Genomic DNA, 14,735 nt, shown 5'->3' with positions numbered 1-14,735 from the left:
TTTATTTAAATTATAGCAAAAAAATGCATTTTTTCATTTTATTGCTCTTTTTTCTATACTAATTTTTATATTTTAGTATCATTAATTTATCAATAAAAAATAAGGAGAAAATATGAAAAAAGAAGTTTTTATAGCAGGTGGATGTTTTTGAGGAGTAGAAGCTTATTTTTCAAGAATTAAAGGTGTTATTCAATCTGAATCTTATTATATAAATGGAGACTTTGAAGGAGTAACTTATAAAGAAGTTTGTTCTGGTTCAAAGCATGCTGAAGCAGTTAGAGTTATTTATGATGATGAACAAATAGATGAAAAAACTATATGAGAATTATATTTAAATATTATTGATCCTTACTCTCTAAATAAGCAAGGAAATGACAAAGGAACACAATATAGAGTTGGAATTTATTCAAATGATCCAATTGTTTTACAAATATTTGAAGATTTAAATAAAGAATTTATTAATAAAGAAAATAAAGAAAATTACATTGAATTTGATAAAGTTTATGACAAAACAAAAGCTGAAGAATATCATCAAAAATATCTTGAAAAAAATCCTTTGGGTTATTGTCATATTAATCTTTATTCTATTCCAGAAAAATTACTAAAAGATGAATACAAAAATAAATAATTTTATTTATTAAATAATATTATTAAAAATCAAAAATACAGGAAATTCCTGTATTTTCATTTATTTTTTTTAATTTGAAGATTCATTTAAATCAAAAGTTTGTGTATATACTTTATTGGTTGAATCCCCTTCTATTTTATATTTAAAAGTTAGTATTTTAGTACTTGCATCATATACAGCATCATTTGTAATGGAAGGAAATTTATTAACATTGTCAAAGTTTCCTTTTAATTCTGAAACTCTTTTAATTTGTGATAGATTTAATCCTTCTTTTGCAACAAAAATTTTGTTATCTTCTCTTCTGTTTCCACCAAGGATTCCTATAAAATTGCTACTTGAATAATATTGAAGACCTTTGAAAGAAGGATTTGTTAAACTTGATAATTTATTTAAAAATCTAGATTTTCAATCGTCAAAAGCTGGAACTAAAGCATTTTCATACATATTTTGATCTATTGAGTTATTTTCTGAAGGTTCTTCAGAATCTGAATTTTTAGGATTTGTTGGTTCTGTTACTGCTGGTTCACTTTGTCCTTGTTCTCCACTATTATCTGATGGGGTTTGTGGATTTTCGCCTTGCGTAGGTTCTGGAGAATTACCTTGACTTTGTAAATTTTGATCATTTTTTGAAGTTGCAGGTTCTTCTGAATTTTGAGTTGATGATTTTGAATCAGGATTTTCATTATTTGGATTTTTATTTGTAGTTACTGCAGTTGTAGTTTTTTCATCATCTATATTTGTTTTATTTTCTGGTTCTTTATTTTCATCAACAGGTTTATTAAATATAATAGTTTGTGAATATTCTTTATTAGTTTCATCATCTCTTACTTTATATTTGAAAATTAAAGTAGAAGTTGCTTCATCTCAAGAAGCATCACGATATCTTTTGATTTCTTTAGGATTGCTTGGAATTATAACTTGTCTAATTTTCTCTATATCCAAACCTTCTCTTGTAACAAAAATTTCATTATCAGTTCATCCAAGACCAATTAATCCAAAGAATTTATTTGTTGCATAATATTGAATTCCTGTAAAACCATATTTCTTTAAATTTTTAAATCAATTTATTTGTGAATTTTCATTTTTAAATACTAAAGCATTACTGTAATCAATATTTACTTTTTGAGTTTGTTTAACAGGGTTTGCTTGTGTAGTTGGGGTGGTTGGAGAAGGTGTTGTAGTAACTGATATAACATTCTTTTCTTCTTTTTTTGATTCTTGTGCATTACAAGAAATAAAAGTTATTGAACTTAAGGTTGTTATTCCTAATGGTAATAATTTTTTAAATAAATTCTTTTTCATAATTCCTCTTTTCTTTATTTTTCTGTATATTTGTATTTTTTAGGGTAAAAAAACATAGAATTTTTGTTATTCTAAAATTCTATGTTTTAGAAGATTATTCTTCATCTGCTTTAATAGCACGTTTTTTAATAATTACATCTGCAATTTGTTTTGGTGTTACTTCATAGTGATCAAATTGCATTTGATATGTTCCACGACCTGAAGTCATAGATCTTAATTGAGTTGAGTAACCAAACATTTCTGATAATGGAACATCTGCTCTAATAATGTTTGCTCCATCACTTCTTGTTTCTTGCTCTTTAACTTGACCTCTTCTACGAGATAAGTCTCCCATAACATCTCCTGAATAATCTGCAGGAACAACAACAGAAACGTCCATAATTGGTTCTAATAAAACAGTACCAATAGCATCTTTTGCTTTTGTTAAAGCTTTAGAAGCTGCTATTTTATATGCCATTTCTGATGAATCGACATCATGGTATGAACCATCAAATAAAGTAGCTTTAATATCTATCATTGGATAACCTGCTAAAATACCAGCAGCCATTTTATCTTCAAGTCCTTTTTGAATTGATTTAATATATTCTTTAGGAATTTTTCCACCAACAATTTTATCTATAAATTCAAAACCACCATCTGGATTTGGTTCAAATTTAATTCAAACATGTCCATATTGTCCTTTTCCACCAGATTGTTTGATGTGTTTTCCTTCAACTTCTGCTGATTTTGTAATTGTTTCACGATAAGATACTTGTGGTGCACCAACTGTTGCTTCTACACCGAATTCTCTTTTTAAACGATCAACAATAATATCTAAGTGTAATTCACCCATTCCAGCAATAATAGTTTGCCCTGTTTCATCATCTGTTCAAGTTCTAAATGTAGGATCTTCATTTGCTAATTTTTGTAAACCAATTGATAATTTTTCAGTTGCAGCTTTTGAAGCTGGTTCTAATGCTTGAGAAATAACAGGTTCTGGAAATACCATTTTTTCTAAAACAAAATGCTTTGATTTTTCAGAAATTAAAGTATCACCTGTAACTGTATCTTTTAGACCTACAGCAGCACCGATATCTCCTGCTCTTACTTCATCGATTTCTTCTCTTGAATTAGCATGCATTTCTAAAATACGTCCAACTCTCTCTTTTTTATCTTTAGTTGAGTTATATACGTATGAACCTTTTTGTAAAACTCCTGAATAAACTCTAAAGAATGTTAAAGTTCCAACAAATGGGTCATTCATAATTTTGAATGCTAATGCTGAAAAATCATAATCATCTGAAGCTGGAACTTCTACAACTTCATCCCCTATATATCCTTTAATAGCAGGTACATCTAAAGGTGAAGGTAAATAATCAACAACTGCATCGATCATTTTTTTAACACCTTTATTTTTAAATGATGTTCCACAAACTACAGGGAAAAATTCTGAAGTTAATGTTGCTTTTCTAATTGCTTGTTTTAATCTATCAGCTGAAATTTCTTCACCTTCTAAAGCAAGCATCATTATTTCTTCATCAAAATCTGCTACTGCTTCTACTAATTCTGCTCTCATTTTTTTAGCTTTATCTAATAAATGAACTGGAACTTCGATTTCTTTAGCAATTTCTTCTTTTTCTCCATCGTATTCAAATGCTTTCATTTCTACAAGGTCAATTAATCCTTTATAGTCATTTTCAGCACCAATATTTAATTGGATAGCAACCGCGTTACCTCCAAGTCTTTCTTTAACTGAACGGATTGAAGCTTCAAAATCAGCTCCTGCTTTATCCATTTTGTTAACATAAACAATTCTTGGAACTTTATAATTTGTTGCTTGTCTTCAAACTGTTTCTGTTTGTGGTTCAACTCCTGATTGAGCATCTAAAACCGCAACAGCACCATCTAATACTCTAAGTGAACGTTCAACTTCAACAGTGAAGTCAACGTGTCCTGGTGTATCGATAATGTTAATTCTTTTATCTTTTCAAAAAGCTGTTGTAGCAGCAGAGGTAATTGTAATCCCTCTTTCTTTTTCTTGTTCCATTCAGTCCATTTGTGAACCACCATCATGAGTTTCACCAATTTTGTGGATTTTTCCTGTATGGAATAAAATTCTTTCTGTTGTTGTGGTTTTACCTGCATCAATGTGAGCCATTATACCGATGTTACGATAATCTTTAAGGTCAAATTTTCTTGCCATAATTATCATCTAAAATGTGCAAATGCTTTATTTGCTTCTGCCATTTTATGTGTATCCTCTTTTTTCTTAATTGCTCCACCGGTGTTGTTTGATGCATCGATAATTTCGTTTGCAAGTCTTAAGTCCATTGTTTTTTCTGCTCTTAATCTTGAATAATTAATTAATCATCTTAATGATAAAGTTTGTTTTCTTCTTGCAGAAACTTCCATTGGAACTTGGTAGTTTGTTCCCCCAACTCTTCTTGATCTAATTTCTAATTGAGGTGTTATGTTATTTATAGCTTGTTGGAAAACTTCTAAAGGATCTTTTCCTGTTTTTTCCTTAACAATATCAAAAGCTGAATATAAAATAGTTTGCGCTGTTGATTTTTTTCCGTCTAACATAATTGCATTTACTAATTTTGTAACTAATTTAGAGTTAAAAATTGGATCAGCTAATACATCACGAATAGGCGCTTGTTTTCTTCTTGACATTTTTTCTCCTATATTTTTTATATTATAAAATTATTATTTTTTAGGTTTTTTTGCACCATATTTAGATCTAGCTTGATTTCTTTTATTAACACCAGCTGTATCTTGTGTTCCTCTAACGATATGGTATCTAACCCCTGGTAAATCTTTAACTTTTCCACCACGAATTAAAACTACAGAGTGTTCTTGTAAGTTGTGTCCTTCTCCTGGTATATAAGCTGTAACTTCCATTCCGTTTGATAATTTAACCCTTGCATATTTTCTTAATGCTGAGTTAGGTTTTTTAGGTGTCATTGTTGCAACCCTTGTACAAACTCCACGTTTAAAAGGTGAAGGTAATTTTGTTTCTTTTTTATGTAAAGAGTTGTAACCAACTATTAGTGCAGGAGCTTTTGTTTTTCTTACTTTATTAACACGTCCTTGACTAACTAATTGTGCTATTGTTGGCATTGTCTTTCCTTTCAATTTTTAAATTTTAATTTATATATTCACAAACTTAATTATTCATAAACATTATTATTAATAATAATTAAGTGTATAAATTATATAACAACTTAGCCGAGTGTATCGAAAAAAAATTATTTTTTTTATAGTACTGTTGTTATATTAAAAAAATAAGACAACGAGTGTCTTATTTAATAAATATTTCTTTTGCTTGTTTTAGTATTTTATCTAAATTATTTTGAGCTTCAGTTTTATTTTTTTCTAATGAAAAAATGTAAAGTTTTATTTTAGGTTCTGTTCCTGAAGGACGCAATGCTGCTCAAGAATTATTTTCAAAAAATATTTGAACCATATTTTCAACAATATTATTATAACCTTTTCGATAATCAATAATTTTTGAAACTTTCAAACTAAAATTTATTTTTAAAAATGATTCTAAATAAGAGTTTATTTTTGATGGTTCCATTGAATTCAATTCTATTGAAACTACCTTGCTAAAAATAAATCCATATTTTTTATAAATATTATTTAACTCTTCTAAAAAGGAAATATTTCTTTTTTTAGATAAAATATTTAATATTAAAATTAATGATTGAAATGCATCTTTATCGAAAGAAATATCACTATTGATTAAAGATCCATAACTTTCTTCAAATGCAAAAATATGCGATTTTTCTTTATATTTATTTATTTCAGGACCTACTCATTTAAAACCTGTAGGAATAATTTGACTTTTAATATTGTGCTTATTAGCAATAATAGAAGGAAGGTTGCTTGACACAAATGAATAAATTAATAGATCGTTTTCTTTATAGTAATTTTCTTCTACTAAAAAATTGAAAATTATAGTTGCTAGTTCGTTACCAGTAAAATAATAAAATTCATTATTTGATAATTGTTCTACAAAACCAATTCTATCAGCATCAGGATCAGTTAAAATCCCATATTTAATTTTGTTTTTTTTCATTAAATCAATTAAATTAATATAAGCACTTTTTTCTTCCGGATTTGGATACGAAACAAAATTAAAGTGTTTGCTATTTTTCATTTCAGATTCTACTTTTAAAAATTTAACTGAAGTTTGTTTTTCAATCAATTTAATAACTTGAGAACCGGTTCCATGAAGTGGCGAATAAGCTATTTTAAGGTTATTATCAAACAAATTATTAGAAAAAATTCTTGATATCTCTTGAACATAAACAGGTAAATATTTATCTATACAAATTACTTTTTTATTAAAATTTATTTTTTTTGTATTTAAATTATTGTTGATTTTATTATATTTTTTAAAAAATGGAATCAATTTTTTAACTTCATCAGGAAGGATTTGAGCTCCAAATTTATTATAAATTTTAATACCATTATATTCTTTAGGATTATGAGAAGCTGTAATGTTAATACCACCTATTGCTTGTTTTTGTTTTATTAAAAAACTAACAATTGGGGTTGCAATTGGTTGTTTAGAAGTATAAACTTTTATACCATAATTTTTACTTAAAATTTGTGTTGCTAATTTTAGAAAGATAAATGATTTATTTCTATTATCTCTTCCGATAACAACTCCTTGTTGTTTTGCATTAGCAAAATTTTTTAGTAAATATCTTGCATATCCATCAATAATTCTATAAACGTGTTTAGTGTTTAGTTCACTTTCTTTATTTCCTAATTTACCACGTATACCTGCTGTTCCAAACTCTAACATATTTTCCTTATTTTAATAATTTTTCTAATTTTTCTATTGAAGGTTCAATTGTTAAATATGAACCTGAAACCAAAACATCTGCTCCGCTTTCGAAAGCGCCAGACGCAGTTTTATCATTAATACCACCATCAACCTGAATAATTACATTTAAATTATTATTATCAATAAATTTTCTTGCTTCTTCTATTTTGTTTAAAGAATTTTCAATAAATGATTGTCCGCCTTTACCTGGTTCTACAGACATAATTAATAATAAATCAAAATATTTAAGTAAATCTTTAATTTCACTAAAATCTGTATTAGGTTTAATTGAAATACCTAACTTGATTCTATTTTTATATTTTTTAACCAATTTTAGAATCTCTTCTTGATTGTCAAAAACTTCATAATGAACTGTTGCATAATCAACAACACCAATAACCTTATCAATTATTTTTTCTGGTTCATAAGCCATTATATGAATATCCATTGTATGATGTTTAGAATTATTTTTTATATTTTCTATTTCTTCAATTTCAATTGCTCTGTTTTCAACAAATTTAGCATCCATATAGTCATAATGGATTCAACTAATTCCCATATTAAATAGAATCTTAGCTACTTCTAATCTCTTTTCTTTTGTAATACTTAAAAGTGAAGGACTAATTAATTTCATTTTTTTCTCCTAAAAAATCTTTTAAAAAGTAAAGATAGTTTTCATATCTAGTTAATGGTATTTCTCCGTTTTTTACCATTAATTTAATTTTACAATATTTTTCTTCTTCCTTATAGTGAAAACAAGAGCGAAATTTACATAAATTTGCATTTAATTTAAATATTTTAAAGGCAGTTGCTATTTGATCTTTATTTAATTCTATTTCAAACGAAGAAAAACCAGGAGTATCTATTAACTTCCCTTGATTTCAATCTATCATTTGTACAACTCTAGTGGTGTGTTTACCTCTATTTAAGGATTTAGAAATGGATTGTGTTTCAAATTGATTTTCAGATAATAAATTTATTAAACTTGTTTTTCCTACACCAGTTTGCCCCATAAATACAGAAACTTTGTCCTTAAAAAGTCCAAAAAATTCTGTATTTACTTCCTTTTTATTATGATTATCAATGAAATGAATTTCATAATTTAAATTAATATAATCTTTTAAAACTTCTTTATAGTTAGAATTTAAATCAATTTTAGTAATGGCTAAAACTGGTTTAATGTTTTTGCTTTCAACAATCATTAAAAACTTATCTAAAAGCAGTGAACTAAAATTAGGTTCTTTTACAGACATTACAATAATCACTTGATCAATGTTTGCTATTTTAGGTCTTACAAAAACATTGTTTCTTTCTTTAACTTTTATCACAAAACCTAATTCGTCATATTCCACAAAATCACCAACAACAGGTGATAAATTGTCGTTTCTTAATTTACCACTTCCTCTTAATCTTATAATTTCTTTATTTTCAGTTTCCACATCATAAAAACCAGCAATTACCTTTATTACTCTTCCAATTTTTTTATTCAATACAAAATTCCTTTCTAATTTATTCTTTTATTTAGTTGACTTAATATTAAAAACTAAATAAAAGAATTAAAGTAATTATTAACAAAATTAAAATAATTACAATTACACTTATTATGACAATTGTTCCGGTTCTGGTTGCAAGCCATTCAAAAAGGTTTTTCCTTTGTTTTTGGTCAAAATTTATTATATTTTCACTTAGTCTTTCAGGTTTTAAACAAGTAGATAAATCATTATATAATTCGTTCATATTGTTATAGCGATCATATGGATTTTTAGCTAAACATCGATGAATAATGTTTATTAATCCGTGACTTGTAGTTGGTTTTAAATTCTGAATCTTTGGCAAAGATTGTTCTTTGTGTTTAGCAAGAATTTTAAGATGTGAATCTCCTGAAAAAGGAACACAACCTATTAACATTTGATAAATGACTATACCAATAGAGTAAATATCAATTTTTACAGAACCTTTTTCTTTATAATCAGCTATTTCTCCTGGCATATAATGAACAGAACCTATGACTTTATTTTCTTGTGTCAACCTTTGTGATTCATTATCTATTGCAATACCTAAATCAATTATTTTAATTTGATTTAGGTTTGTTACCATAATATTAGTGTCTTTAATATCTCTATGGAAAATACCGGCTTTGTGAATTGCTTTAATTCCTAAAGTTATTTGTTTTGCGTAATTAACAACATCTTCTTTAGAAAGCGTTCCAGATCTTTCAATAACGTTTTTTAAAATGGTTCCATCAACAAGTTCCATTGCAATTCAAAATTCCTTATTTTCTAAATCAAAACAAGAATCAATTAATCTTGCTACATAAGGTGAATCAACTTTTTTAGTTATTCTTATTTCTTCTTTAAAACGTTCAATACTTAAATCACTCATTGATTCATAATTCATAAGTTTGATTGCACACTTAAAATTATCTTTTTTTCTAACAGCTAAATAAATAACAGACATTCCACCTTTTCCTAAGGTGTTACTAATATAATAGTTTTGAAGTAGTTTTTTGTTATATGTTGGTATATTCATTATTTAATTTCCACTATTGCTACTGTTAAATTATCATTAGAATCATTAGCTAATGCTGTTTCTATAATTTTATTTGCTTTGTATTCAAGATCTTTTTCTTTCAAAAACATAATGTTTTCTAATGTTGGTTTATCAATAAAGTCATGCACTCCATCTGTAGTTTGAATTAAATAACTTTTTTCTTTTCTTTTACTTAAAGAAAGAAAACCGATTTCAGGTGTATAGCGTTTTTTAGGCCCAAGCGAAGAAGTAAGAAAAGATGCTCCAGGTAATTGTGAAGCAACTTCGAAAGAAACCTTTTCTTTTTCTATATAATAGTTCATTAAATTTTGATCACTTGAAAGTTGTTGTAAAATATCGCTATATAGATAAATTCTAGAATCACCTATATTTACAAAGGAAAGTAATTTATTTTTTTTAACAAATATGGTTGCAACCATTGTTGTACCCATGTCTAAAAGTTGTTCGTTTTCTTCTGCTGCTTTGTTCATGTTGATTATACTATCATTAATCCCTTTAGAAAATCAGTTAGTAATTGATTTTTTATCTTCTTTTATTTCTAAAGTAGAAAATAATGTTTTAAATGTGTCAACTGTTATTTGTGAAGCAATTTCTCCTGCATTATGTCCACCCATTCCATCACAAACAATTGAAAAAATTACTTTTTCATTTTCTAATATTAAAACAGAGTCTTCATTTTGAACCCTTTTGCCTTTATTTGTTTTAAAAATATAATTATCCATTAATTTCCTTTATAAAAGTTTTATTTGTTTAATTCAGAAATAATAATTTCTTTAATTTTAGAAGCAGCATTTAAAGGAATATCATTTACTACTTTGTGTAAAAATTTATCTTTTTCTTCTAATTCTAAAACTGCTTTATCAATTCTTATTTGAATTTGCTCTTCACTTTCTGTTCCCCTATTTTTTATTCTTGTATACAAATCATCCATAGAAGGTGGTAACAAGAAAATTGAAATAACAGAATCTTCTTCGTTTCTTTCTTTGTAATATTTTTTAATATTTAATGCACCGATTGTTTCTATTTCAAGTAAAGGTAAAAAACCTTCTTGATTAATTTTTTCAATTTCTGAGTAAAGAGTTCCATAATAATTATCAAAATGTTTATTTCATTCAATAAATTCATTTTTCTTTATTTTATCTTCGAATTCTTCATTAGAAATAAAGTGGTAATGTACCCCATTTATTTCCCCTTCTCTTGGTTTTCTTGTTGTAGCTGAACAAGATAACTTTAATTTTAATTCATTATTCTCAAATAAAATTTTTTCAATGGTACCTTTTCCAACCCCAGAAGGACCAGCTAAAATTACTAACTTATTTTTTTTCATATATTTCCTTTATTATTTCTTACCTAAAAAATAAATATAAGTTTTACCGTATTTTTTTTCTTTTAAAATTTCAAAATATTCACTAATTTCTATATTATCACTATTTGTTTCAACAATGACCTGACCATTATCTAAAAGAATATCATTGTTTGCTATTTCTTTTAAAGTTTCATTTAATAATGTTTTTTCTTCATAAGGTGGATCTAAAAAAATAAAATTAAATTTATTATCCTTTTTCATATTTATCAATTGAAGAGCAGAAAGATTATAACAATGCATATTTTGAATTTTTAGTTTCTTTTGTTCATTAACAATATGATTAAAAATTTTTCTATTTTTTTCAGATAAAAAAACTTCTTTTGCACCACGTGAAATAAATTCAAAAGAAACCGCTCCCGAACCACCAAATAAATCTAAAACTAATGATTCTTCTATTTCAAATTGAATAGAAGAAAAAATGGCTTCTCTTGTTTTATCCGTTGTTGGTCTTACTATTTCTAAGTCTGGTTGTTCTATTTTTCTGCCACGTAAATTTCCTGCTATTATTCTTAACATATATTTATTAATTATATAATATTTTCCTTAATAAATTGCTTAATCTCTTTATATATAGAGAAATTTGCTTTATAATTAGCAAATTTTATATAAACTTCTAATGAATGAGATAAATAATAAAATGTCTTTAATTCTTCAATTGTTCTTTGAAAACTTGTTTTGAAGTGGTATTTACAACTAAAACCACCTTCAAAAAATTGAAAATCTCTTAATTCTTTATTACTTTTACAAGTAACACATTTATCAAAAGATTGTTTATAACCAAAGTATTCTAATAAATGACAAAGAAGATATGTTTTAATAAAGAAAACATTTTCTTTATTTGCTATTTTTATACTCTGTTTTATAAGTTCATATAAATAAGAGTTAGAATATTCTAATTTATCTAAATAAAAAAGGATTTCTTGTAATTCTGTATATGAAAAAGAATTATTTTGTAAATCAAAAAAACTAATAAGTGTTGCTTTTTTAAGTTTAGACATTCTATTATTGAGTCTGGCTAAAAAGATTTCAAATTCTGCTTCATTTAAAAGTAACAAAGAACTTCTGTTTTTACTATGTACTTTTCTTACTCCGCGAGCAAGAAAAGAAATAATTCTCTTGTTGGTAATAATTTTAACAATTGCATCATAATCATCGTATTCTTGATAATTAATAACAATTCCTTTAGTCATTGTTGAAGACATTTTTTTCTCACACTTTTCTTTTTATTAATGGATCATCTATGTGTCTTGCTCAGTCTACTTTTAAATACACTATTTCAAATACAAGGAATTTGATTAAATCAACTAAAAAGAAAATTCAATATGTTTGACTTAAACTTAATCCAAGAGATTGTGGTTTAATTACAAAAGTTATAATCACTAGTCATAATAAAGCAATAATTTCTAAACTGAATTCAAGTAATGATGCTAAGTTTGTTCTTCCACCAGAAGCTATTAATCGACTTGAAGTAGAAAATCAAATTCAAATTGGATTGAATACTACTATTACAAAAAGAGTTGCTTGCAATTGTGATAAGTATAATTTTTTAGCTTCTAAAATTGTATCTGAATTTTTTCCTATTTCAGCAGCAAAATAATCAATATACGGGATAAATACAGTAAAAAGTAAAAGTAATAATGATAATGCAAGTGCAATTGTTGAATGAAAACCTTTAAGTTCATTTGCATTTTTCTTAGCAATTTCAAATTCTTTATTTCCAAGGTGTTTTCCTACAAAAACAGAAATGTTAGAACTAAGAGCTCCAAAAACAGCTAAAAATATTTCACTTATCGATCCTGTTAATCCAAGAATAGCAGCAGCTCCAATTGCTCATTCTTCTTTCCCGATTGTTCCTTGAGGGAAAATTCTATTAAAAAGAGCACTTCTTAGTATTATTAATACAGAATTTCCTGTAATTAAAAAGGCACTGTGTAATCTAAAAACAACTTTTTTTCATGTATCTCTTGACACTTTAAAAAGTGATAAAGGATTAATTAATGTTTTTCTTATTTTTAAAAATACAAAAAAAGTATCACCAAATATTCCAAAAATTCTTGCAGCTATGGAAGCATATGCTGCCCCTTTAACTCCTAATTTAAAAACATATATTAAAAGAATATTTAAAAAAATGTTAATTAATAGAGAACCAATAGAAGAAATCAAAGCTTCTTTTCCATGACCTGTTTCTGCAAGAAGAGAACTCATTGGAGAAGTTCAACCAAAAATAACTCATGTTATTACTATTAATCTTAAATAATCTACTGACTGCTGCAATGTTGCTTGATCTTGATTACTTTGATAAAAAACAGAAATCATTTTTTCAGATAAAGTGAGAGCAAAAATTGCAAATATAGTCATACAACTAAAAGTCAATAAGACTCTTACTCTCATTACTTCTTTTATTTTTTTATAATTTTTGCTTCCTCAATACTGTCCAACAAGCACAGAACAAATTATAGAAATTCCACCAATAACACCACCTATAATTCCTGTTCAAGAGTTGGCATAAGATAAAGAATCAACACCATGAGGTATTTTTGTTACCATAAAATTATCAATAAAACCGTTTAGCGAAAAAATTATTCCTGAAAGAATAATTGGTAAAGAAAATTTTAAGTATAATTTTCATTTACTTCAACTATCTGGAAAGTGTTCTTTTAAAAAAACAAAAAAATTAAATTTCTTCTTTATCATAATTATTTAAATTTTAGCAAAATAATAAAAAAACATTAATAATTAAGTTGAAAATAACCCTATTTTCTTTGTAATTTATTTTAAAACTTTACAAAAGTTTATATATGAATTTATTCATAGAAAAAATATGATTATATATGCAAAACTATTCAAATTTTATGAATTTTTAGCAAATCCTTGTTTTTTTTTTTTTTTGTAAAATTTAATTTTAAGAAATGATACAAATTGAGATTTGAAATTATAAAATAAGAAACTCTTATAATATATTTTCAATAATTTTTCAATAATTCATTTTTTAAAATTTCAATTAATCAAAAATAAAAATAAGGAAAAAATATGCAAATAAATATTAAAGAAAAACTAAGAAGTTTAAAAAACTTTTCAATTACCAATCTAATATTAACCTTTTCAGGTCTAATTCTCTTTATAATAACTTTAGCATTTGCAGCAGGAGCTGCAGCAACTCAAAGTGCGGAAGGAGCACTTGCTGCTGGTGTGGGACTTGTTGGTTCTATATTAATTGTTGGAATATTGAATTTCTTTTCAAACATTGTAATATTAGTATTATCAATTGTTGGATTTGTTGCTGCATTAAAAATTAAAGATGCAACAAATGGTTCTAACAAAAAATACTTTGCTGTTTGATTATCAGTAATGATAATAATTATAATAAATTCAATATTCTCATTTATTCCATTTGTTGGTTCAATTTTAGGAATGATTTTCTCTATTTGACCAATAGTGGCTTATATCTTAACAATCGTATGAGCTAACAAAGATGCAAAAGCATTAAACTAAAAATAACATTCAAAGAAAGGAAAAATATGAAAAAGAAACTTTTATTATTAGCTACCCCTATTTCTGTTTTAACAACTGCTGCATTAGCAGTTTCATGTCAATCTTCACTAGATAAAAAGAAAGAAGAATACATTGATTTAACTGTAAAACTAACAATTAACCAAAATAAATCAGAATATGATAAAAAATCAGAAGCAGAAAAAAAAGAATATGAAAAACAACAAAGAGAAGTGGCAAGATTAGCACTAAACTTATTTTTAACAAATGATAAGTCTAGTGAATGAGAAAAATTATTAGACGGTGAAATCGAAAGATTAAAACAAGAATTAGCAAAATAATTATTTTACCAACACTGCAAAAATGCAGTGTTTTTTTATTCCTAAAACTTTTTATTATAATAAAAATCAATATTTAACTTTAAATTAAAAGTAAAATAAAAAATTAAGTTTTCATATGTAATAAAACAAAATTATATATGTAAAATTCTTTGAATTTAACTACTTTTTGCCAAATCCTTGCTTTTTTTGTAAATTATTAATCAAAATGTCCCTTTTTTAGTGATATAAAAAATAATAATT

16 protein-coding genes are annotated in these 14,735 nt (G+C 25.8%); 3 read left to right on the top strand and 13 right to left on the bottom strand.

Annotation, left to right across the window (positions count from 1 at the left end; genetic code table 4):
• Positions 1-112 precede the first annotated feature (112 nt).
• Positions 113-628, top strand: coding sequence for a peptide-methionine (S)-S-oxide reductase MsrA (msrA, locus tag ACXX88_RS00080; protein WP_458557438.1), 516 nt, complete (start codon positions 113-115; stop codon positions 626-628).
• A gap of 69 nt (positions 629-697) precedes the next feature.
• Here msrA and ACXX88_RS00075 read toward each other — a convergent pair whose 3' ends face one another.
• The 13 genes from ACXX88_RS00075 to ACXX88_RS00015 form a co-directional block, all read right to left on the bottom strand.
• On the bottom strand, positions 698-1,930 hold the full coding sequence (locus ACXX88_RS00075) for a hypothetical protein (RefSeq protein WP_458557437.1): 1,233 nt from the start codon (positions 1,928-1,930) through the stop codon (positions 698-700).
• 94 nt (positions 1,931-2,024) lie between these two features.
• On the bottom strand, positions 2,025-4,112 hold the full coding sequence (gene fusA, locus ACXX88_RS00070; protein ID WP_458559198.1) for an elongation factor G: 2,088 nt from the start codon (positions 4,110-4,112) through the stop codon (positions 2,025-2,027).
• A gap of 2 nt (positions 4,113-4,114) precedes the next feature.
• Positions 4,115-4,585, bottom strand: coding sequence for a 30S ribosomal protein S7 (gene rpsG, locus ACXX88_RS00065; protein ID WP_027123189.1), 471 nt, complete (start codon positions 4,583-4,585; stop codon positions 4,115-4,117).
• A gap of 33 nt (positions 4,586-4,618) precedes the next feature.
• Positions 4,619-5,032: a 30S ribosomal protein S12 gene (gene rpsL, locus ACXX88_RS00060; protein WP_436358576.1), complete on the bottom strand. Its 414-nt coding sequence runs from the start codon at positions 5,030-5,032 to the stop codon at positions 4,619-4,621.
• Positions 5,033-5,213: 181 nt separating this feature from the next.
• On the bottom strand, positions 5,214-6,728 hold the full coding sequence (locus ACXX88_RS00055; RefSeq protein ID WP_458557435.1) for a phospho-sugar mutase: 1,515 nt from the start codon (positions 6,726-6,728) through the stop codon (positions 5,214-5,216).
• A 7-nt stretch (positions 6,729-6,735) separates the two neighbouring features.
• Positions 6,736-7,383 carry a ribulose-phosphate 3-epimerase gene (locus tag ACXX88_RS00050; protein WP_458557434.1) on the bottom strand — a complete coding sequence of 216 codons (648 nt, stop codon included), beginning with the start codon at positions 7,381-7,383 and terminating at the stop codon, positions 6,736-6,738.
• A complete protein-coding gene (gene rsgA / locus ACXX88_RS00045; protein ID WP_458559197.1) occupies positions 7,370-8,239 on the bottom strand; it encodes a ribosome small subunit-dependent GTPase A in 870 nt (289 codons plus the stop codon). The genes ACXX88_RS00050 and rsgA overlap by 14 nt, the downstream gene beginning before the upstream one ends.
• A 46-nt stretch (positions 8,240-8,285) precedes the next feature.
• Positions 8,286-9,278 (bottom strand): serine/threonine-protein kinase, encoded by a 993-nt coding sequence (locus ACXX88_RS00040; RefSeq protein ID WP_436358580.1) that lies wholly within the window; start codon positions 9,276-9,278, stop codon positions 8,286-8,288.
• The gene (locus ACXX88_RS00035) at positions 9,278-10,021 is read right to left on the bottom strand and encodes a PP2C family protein-serine/threonine phosphatase (RefSeq protein WP_436358581.1); all 744 of its coding nucleotides are present in this window, start codon (positions 10,019-10,021) and stop codon (positions 9,278-9,280) included. The genes ACXX88_RS00040 and ACXX88_RS00035 overlap by 1 nt, the downstream gene beginning before the upstream one ends.
• Before the next feature lie 20 nt (positions 10,022-10,041).
• A complete protein-coding gene (gmk, locus tag ACXX88_RS00030) occupies positions 10,042-10,626 on the bottom strand; it encodes a guanylate kinase (RefSeq protein WP_436358582.1) in 585 nt (194 codons plus the stop codon).
• 12 nt (positions 10,627-10,638) lie between these two features.
• Positions 10,639-11,181: a 16S rRNA (guanine(966)-N(2))-methyltransferase RsmD gene (gene rsmD, locus ACXX88_RS00025; protein ID WP_436358583.1), complete on the bottom strand. Its 543-nt coding sequence runs from the start codon at positions 11,179-11,181 to the stop codon at positions 10,639-10,641.
• Between the two features lie 11 nt (positions 11,182-11,192).
• Positions 11,193-11,867 (bottom strand): DNA repair protein RecO, encoded by a 675-nt coding sequence (recO, locus tag ACXX88_RS00020; protein ID WP_458559196.1) that lies wholly within the window; start codon positions 11,865-11,867, stop codon positions 11,193-11,195.
• The gene (locus ACXX88_RS00015) at positions 11,848-13,359 is read right to left on the bottom strand and encodes an MATE family efflux transporter (RefSeq protein WP_458559195.1); all 1,512 of its coding nucleotides are present in this window, start codon (positions 13,357-13,359) and stop codon (positions 11,848-11,850) included. Before ACXX88_RS00015 ends, recO begins: the two co-directional genes overlap by 20 nt.
• Before the next feature lie 336 nt (positions 13,360-13,695).
• Between ACXX88_RS00015 and ACXX88_RS00010 the strand changes: the two genes are divergently transcribed.
• Together ACXX88_RS00010 and ACXX88_RS00005 are read left to right on the top strand one after the other, a co-directional pair.
• On the top strand, positions 13,696-14,157 hold the full coding sequence (locus ACXX88_RS00010; RefSeq protein WP_458557429.1) for a hypothetical protein: 462 nt from the start codon (positions 13,696-13,698) through the stop codon (positions 14,155-14,157).
• 26 nt (positions 14,158-14,183) lie between these two features.
• Positions 14,184-14,495 (top strand): hypothetical protein, encoded by a 312-nt coding sequence (locus ACXX88_RS00005; RefSeq protein ID WP_458559194.1) that lies wholly within the window; start codon positions 14,184-14,186, stop codon positions 14,493-14,495.
• Positions 14,496-14,735 lie beyond the last annotated feature (240 nt).

The organism is Mycoplasma sp. 5370 (genome assembly GCF_054343435.1).
The sequence above is the reverse complement of the archived record's forward strand: the minus strand, read 5'-3'. Positions and strand labels throughout refer to the sequence as shown.